General features: G+C 48.2%; 6 protein-coding genes. 2 read left to right on the forward strand and 4 right to left on the reverse strand.

Features of this window, described 5'->3' with window-relative positions; genetic code table 11:
• Window positions 1–167: 167 nt before the first annotated feature.
• Window positions 168–593 (reverse strand): KGK domain-containing protein, encoded by a 426-nt coding sequence (locus QUA50_RS23500; protein ID WP_333267522.1) that lies wholly within the window; start codon window positions 591–593, stop codon window positions 168–170.
• 221 nt (window positions 594–814) lie between these two features.
• Window positions 815–1885, reverse strand: coding sequence for a c-type cytochrome biogenesis protein CcsB (gene ccsB / locus QUA50_RS23505; protein WP_333267520.1), 1071 nt, complete (start codon window positions 1883–1885; stop codon window positions 815–817).
• Window positions 1886–2684: 799 nt separating this feature from the next.
• Between ccsB and QUA50_RS23510 the strand changes: the two genes are divergently transcribed.
• Window positions 2685–3545 carry an Rpn family recombination-promoting nuclease/putative transposase gene (locus tag QUA50_RS23510; protein WP_333267518.1) on the forward strand — a complete coding sequence of 287 codons (861 nt, stop codon included), beginning with the start codon at window positions 2685–2687 and terminating at the stop codon, window positions 3543–3545.
• A gap of 59 nt (window positions 3546–3604) precedes the next feature.
• Here the strand turns inward: QUA50_RS23510 and QUA50_RS23515 are convergent, their stop codons facing one another.
• On the reverse strand, window positions 3605–3784 hold the full coding sequence (locus tag QUA50_RS23515; RefSeq protein ID WP_333267516.1) for a hypothetical protein: 180 nt from the start codon (window positions 3782–3784) through the stop codon (window positions 3605–3607).
• 149 nt (window positions 3785–3933) lie between these two features.
• Here QUA50_RS23515 and QUA50_RS23520 point away from each other — a divergent pair, with 149 nt between their 5' ends.
• Window positions 3934–4107, forward strand: a complete 174-nt coding sequence (locus tag QUA50_RS23520) for a hypothetical protein (protein ID WP_333298889.1) — start codon at window positions 3934–3936, stop codon at window positions 4105–4107.
• Here the strand turns inward: QUA50_RS23520 and QUA50_RS23525 are convergent.
• On the reverse strand, window positions 4082–5773 hold a 1692-nt coding region (locus QUA50_RS23525), incomplete at its 5' end, for a CHAT domain-containing protein (protein ID WP_333433668.1). The two genes, QUA50_RS23520 and QUA50_RS23525, sit on opposite strands and share 26 nt — an antisense overlap.

Here is a 5773-nt window from a genome sequence, read left to right on the forward strand (position 1 = left end):
CGTCCCGCCCGTCCACTCATGACGGGCGGGACGCCCATCCCACAAACTTGTGGAAGTTATTTAATTCTCATTCCTTAGAAAACGAGCATTGTCCGGGATTTAACCGATGGATTTTGAGCAAAGAAGGGGAAGCATCCCCTTCTCCCAATCTCTCAGTCTTTGCCTTCCTAGCTCCACATTCCTATACTTTGGGGGTCGCGGTCTGGATACCTAGAAACAGGAAAATGATTACTTATTTCTGTTGATTCACATTGCTTTAATGGATCATCTATATCGGTTTTATTTGAGGTATCTACCGCAGATTTTTGCACGGTGTCTGAGCTTTCTGCTGCGGCAGGAAGGGCTTTTTGTTGTTTGATTTCAGGTTCGAGCGGAATGAACTCCAGACGCATTCTAAGTTTTCCTTTAGTCCAGTCTTTGCCAGCACTTAATAGCTCGCAATCCAGGCCGTCTGAGAATAATTTTTCGTCTACCAATTTTGACTGCATGATTGCCATAAATTCGCTGACTTTGAATGTACATTGATACATCAAAGCGCTGGTAGGGGCAGAAACAACATCGTCTTGTTGGGGAAATATTGGGGATTCGTCCATATTAATTGTCCTTATTTTAATGAATGAAGTTCGGCAACGAGCAATGTACGGGATGTAACGGATGTGAGGAAGACCGAATTTATAAGAAGGAAGAGGGAGTTAATTATTAGAATCTCGCTGGTTGAGTAAGGTGGGAATGGCCCACCCTACAACCGGAGATTGTATTAATCCCGATTCTTTGACTTATCCTGTTCTTCTATGGCTGATTGGTCGATCGGGAATTAGAAAAACCAACCGTAGGAATGTAAACCTTTGCCTAAAAGATTAACGCCTAGATAGCAAATCCAAACTACCACAAAACCTGTGGCGGCTAAAATTGCTGGGCGTCTTCCCTGCCAGCCACGAGTAATGCGGGCGTGCAGGTAAGCAGCAAATACCAACCAAGTAATCAGCGCCCAAGTTTCTTTCGGGTCCCAACTCCAGTACGATCCCCAAGCTTCGTTAGCCCAAACTGCACCGGCAATAATGCCAACTGTCAGTAAGGGGAATCCTAAACCGATGATGCGATAGCTAATGTTATCAAGAGTTTCTGCTAGATTCAAGCGCTGGGGCGAGAGAGGTTCTGCGGTTTGAGTTGGGGCGGTTGATGGGGTTTGAACGGTGGCTAATTCGAGCACTGCGGTGGTACCCAAACCGTTATTGTTGGAGTTGAAAGAGGGTTCGCTGAAAACTAAGGCGCTGTCGGCGCTGGTTTCTGCATTTTGAGGTTCGGGGTTTTGAGGGCGTTGGAGGCGGTAGTTGCCGTTGCGGTTGCTGTTGGTGCCGAAGGAACTACCGGTGAGTTCGATTTTTTGGCCGCGGGTGACGATTAAAAAGGCGATCGCCAGTAACGCTCCTACCATTAAAGTTGAGTAACTGAGCATCATGACGCTAACGTGCATCATCAGCCAGTTTGATTTGAGGGCGGGTACTAGGGGCTCTGCTGATTGCATGGTGGCGGGCAGAGTCAGGGCTGCAAAGGCGGATATTGCCATTGCTACGGGGGATGTGGCTACTCCTACTAAGCGGGAACGGCTCATGTTTTCCGCGACTAGGTGGATGGCGGTGATTCCCCAAACTAGGAAAAATAGGGATTCGTAGAGATTGCTTAAGGGGAAGTAGCCGGCTTCTATCCATCGAGAACCGAGTAAAGCGGCGATGGATAGGTTGGCGACGGCCATTCCTGCGGTTCCTAGGGCCCCCAGGTAGGGAATGCCGGGGAATGCTGCGCCAACCCAGTAAATCAGCATTGTTGAGAACAAAACGGCAAAGGAGATGTTGTCCAGCCAGTTCTGGAGTACGACCAGATCCATAAAAATTACTCCGGTAGTGTTTTTACTTATTTTTGCTAACTAGATCGATCGTACTGGGGTTGGGCAGTTTTGGGTTTGAGATTTTGAATTTTTGTGGCAATTATGAGTGATGGGCGGTTGTTGAGGTGCGAGTGGGCGATCGCGCGGACGCATACAACAAGCTACTATTGACCCACCAGACGAGTGTCACCCCGTCAATCGATTTTAGATTTTAGATTTTAGATTTTAGATTTACTTGCGCGAGATAAATGCCGGGGCTTGAGGATTTTCGATTTGAGATTTTGGATTGATTTGCGCGAGATAAATCACGTGGCGGGTACCACCTTTGAAATTCGCTTGTCAAGTCACGTTTGTTGATTCTGGCTGACGGATTGAGGTTGGACGAGTTGAAAGTAAGGAAACACCGAATGCTGATGGGCGAAATTCGATCGCCGATTAACCAAATGAGGACTGACGCATGGGGGCCAGAAACCGGGTTTTTTTACGACAACTCTTGGTTGTTACCCAGAGAAAGAGTAAAAAACCCGGTTTCTTTGTCGGGAGTGCGTCCCAGACTAAATGGGGGCCAGAAACCGGGTTTTTTTACGACAACCCTTGGTTGTTACCCAGAGAAAGAGTAAAAAACCCGGTTTCTTTGTCGGGAGTGCGTCCCAGACTAAAAATATAGGATGTTTTTTGGTCTGGGGCTATCTGGAATCCTTGATTCATCAAGGCGAGTCAAATCTCAAATCTCAAATCTCAAATCTCAAATCGACTGACGGTTGGATGAGTTGCACAGGCTAGAGGAGATGTTAAGGTAATGCGTCGAGATTCTATATTTTACAAGTTATTTCAAGAAGCTCCGACGCTGCTGTTTGAGCTATTGGAAGAGTCACCATCGAATGCGGAACAATATCGATTTGACTCCGTTGCGGTGAAGGAACCGAAGTTTGAAATTGATGGGGTGTTTTTGCCGCCGGATGCTGAGCCTGGAGTTGTATATTTCTGTGAGGTGCAGTTTCAGCGGGATGAATTGCTTTATGAGCGATTGTTTGGTGAGTCGTTTTTGTATTTTTATCGCAACCGTCAGCGATTTACAGATTGGGAAGCGGTGGTAATTTATCCTACTCGATCGACTGAACAATCAGACACGCATCCCTATCGATCGCTCTTGAACTGCAATCAGGTGCATCGCGTATATTTGGATGAGTTGGGGGATATTGAACAGTTGCCGCTGGGGGTGGCGCTGATGGCTTTGACGACGATCGACGAAGCGAGTACGCCCGAAGCGGCGCGATTGTTGCTGGCGCGATCGCAGCGGGAGGAATCTGAGGCAGCGAGTCGCGCCATAATAGAGATGCTGACGACAATACTGGTTTACAAGTTCACAAATTTGAACCGAAGGGAGGCAGAGGCGATGTTAGGGATTACGCTTGAGGAAACTCGGTTTTATCGGGAAGCTAAGGAAGAAGGCCGCGAACAAGAAGGAAGAGCCTTGATTTTACGTCAGTTAAATCGCCGTCTGTTCAATCGGCGAGTTGGAACATTACCGGAATCTATCACTACTAGAATTGCTGATTTGTCGATCGAGCAAATTGAAACTCTAGCAGAGGAATTGTTAGATTTTCAGTCGATCGAGGATTTAGAGGTTTGGCTGGAGAATTTGCCGCAGGGAGATTGAAACGAGGTTAGGAATTGCACTTGAGGGGGGCGATCGCGCCATTTACGCGCACAAACACATCAAACGTACTCCCCCTCTACTTCCTGGGTTTTGGGGTTCTTTTGGTGCATCCGCCGTTGCTGAGAGGATGTTAAGGGTGCGATCGGGGATGATTCCGGCGATTTAGAGGCTGATTGAAGATGGTGGAAGATGTTTTGGGCGACGATCGTAAGCTGTTCTACATTTAAATTGTGTGTCAAAAATTAATAAAAATTTTGTGGGACGGGCTTCTAGCCTGTCCCGAATTTCCAATTTAAATGCTCCACAGCTTACCCACAGACTTACGTTAAATTAGACCTCTTGCAAAAAATAGCTAAGACGGGATCTCCGGCCCCTTCCACAAGAAAAGATGGGCGTTGCTGAATCTCGGTATGAAACGATCGCACAAACGCCGAAGGAGCGCTCTAAATTGCGATCGATTATACCCATATTCCCCAACCCCGCCGATCGAAATCTCCCACAATTAGCCAACAATCGATCGACTAAAACAAACCTTATTACCAAGGATTGCCAATCATTCTAAAAGCAGACCAATAATAAGGATGAGAGAAATTCTGAGTCGTCGTGTTTGCCAATTCCGGGGGTAGCGGCAGATTGCCAACAGAAGTGTGCAGCATCCCCCCTTCAATTCGCACCTCTTGGCGCAACATCGCTAATTGGGCTTGCCGCAGTGCTTCTGCTTTAATCGGAGCAGTTTTTAACTGCCCGTAAAACTCCGCCATCAACCCCAAACTGCCCTCGTCGCTGACATACCAAAGAGTCGCCATAGCCGATTTAACCCCCGCTTGCACGGCTAACCCGCCAAAGCCCAACTCGGCCTCTCTATCGCCCACAGCAGTCTTGCAAGCACTCAAAACTAACATTTCCACTTGCGGGCTGTGCCATCCCATTTGCCGCAACTGATCCAAACGCAGTTTAGTATCCCACAACTGAATAAAGGATTCGCTAGGAGCTCCCGATCGAAATTCGGCGTGAGTAGCCAAGTGAATCATCCCAAAAGGATACTGCTGGCGCTGCGATTTTAAATTAGCCAGGGTGAAAGCTTCGTTCAAGAAAGACTTGCCGGGCCACTGCTGCGGCGTGATTGTCGATACTTCTATTTCCACCGCAGGCAAAGGACTCATCTCTGGAAATTGCGACGCCCCCATTGCCAGAACTTGGGTATTTTTGAAATTGGTGGCGCTGGTATCTGTCAAACTCAGACTCGGCATCGATCCAACACTGTAACGCTCTACCAGAAAGCCTTTGCCGTCGTGCAGGGCACCCATCGGTATCGATCGCAACCCCATATCTGAGATAAAAGATAAATTATCAATGCCTTTGGCTTGCAGTTCTGCTTCGAGCGGCGCTACCATCCACAGGTAGAGTTGCTGAGCCAAGGGCAAATAACTTTTAGTGTTGCGCTTTACCGGATTAGTCAGTTCATCGCGAAATTTGCGAACAGCTTCCATTACCTGGGCGCGAGAGGTTCCAGGGATGCGCTGGCGAACCGGCACGCCTTCGGGGGCGATCACCATCATTTCCAGTTCGTCAGAGGCTTGAATTTGCTGTTCTACGCGCAAGATGGAAGAACTGCTGTAAGGCCGATCGACTGTAGAGCCCCTGGGTACAAAGCTGATATAAATGAGAGCGGGTTTGATCCCTGTGGCTTGTTGGACACTGCGAAGGGTATTTTGGGCATCTTCTAAGGTGGCGATCGTATTTGTTGATGGCAAATTTAGGTAATCGACAAATTCGCTGGTAAATCTCTCCTCCACGGGAAAAATAACAGAGCCGACGTTAGTTGGCAACTTGGAAGCTTCAAGATTCCCAGACGCGGGAGGTGAATTGCGCTGTTGCAAGGAATTAGATATCTGGTTTTGCTGTTGCAAGCTGGGGGAAAATAAACGATTTGTGCTGGGCGGCTGGTTGGCTGGGAGTACCTGTGTCGGTATCGGTGCGAGATTTATGGGCGCAGCAGCAGGCGCAACCACTGGATTTTGAGTAATTGTCGGTGCTGGTGGCAGATTTGAGACCGGTGCTGGATTTTGAGTAATTGTCGGTGCTGGTGGCAGATTTGAGACTGGTGCTGGATTTTGAGTAATTGTCGGTGCTGGTGGCAGATTTGAGACCGGTGCTGGATTTTGAGTAATTGTCGGTGCTGGTGGCAGATTTGAGACCGGTGCTGGATTTTGAGTAATTGTCGGTGC

This window comes from Microcoleus sp. M2_D5 (genome assembly GCF_036701935.1).
Taxonomy (GTDB): Bacteria; Cyanobacteriota; Cyanobacteriia; order Cyanobacteriales; family Microcoleaceae; genus Microcoleus.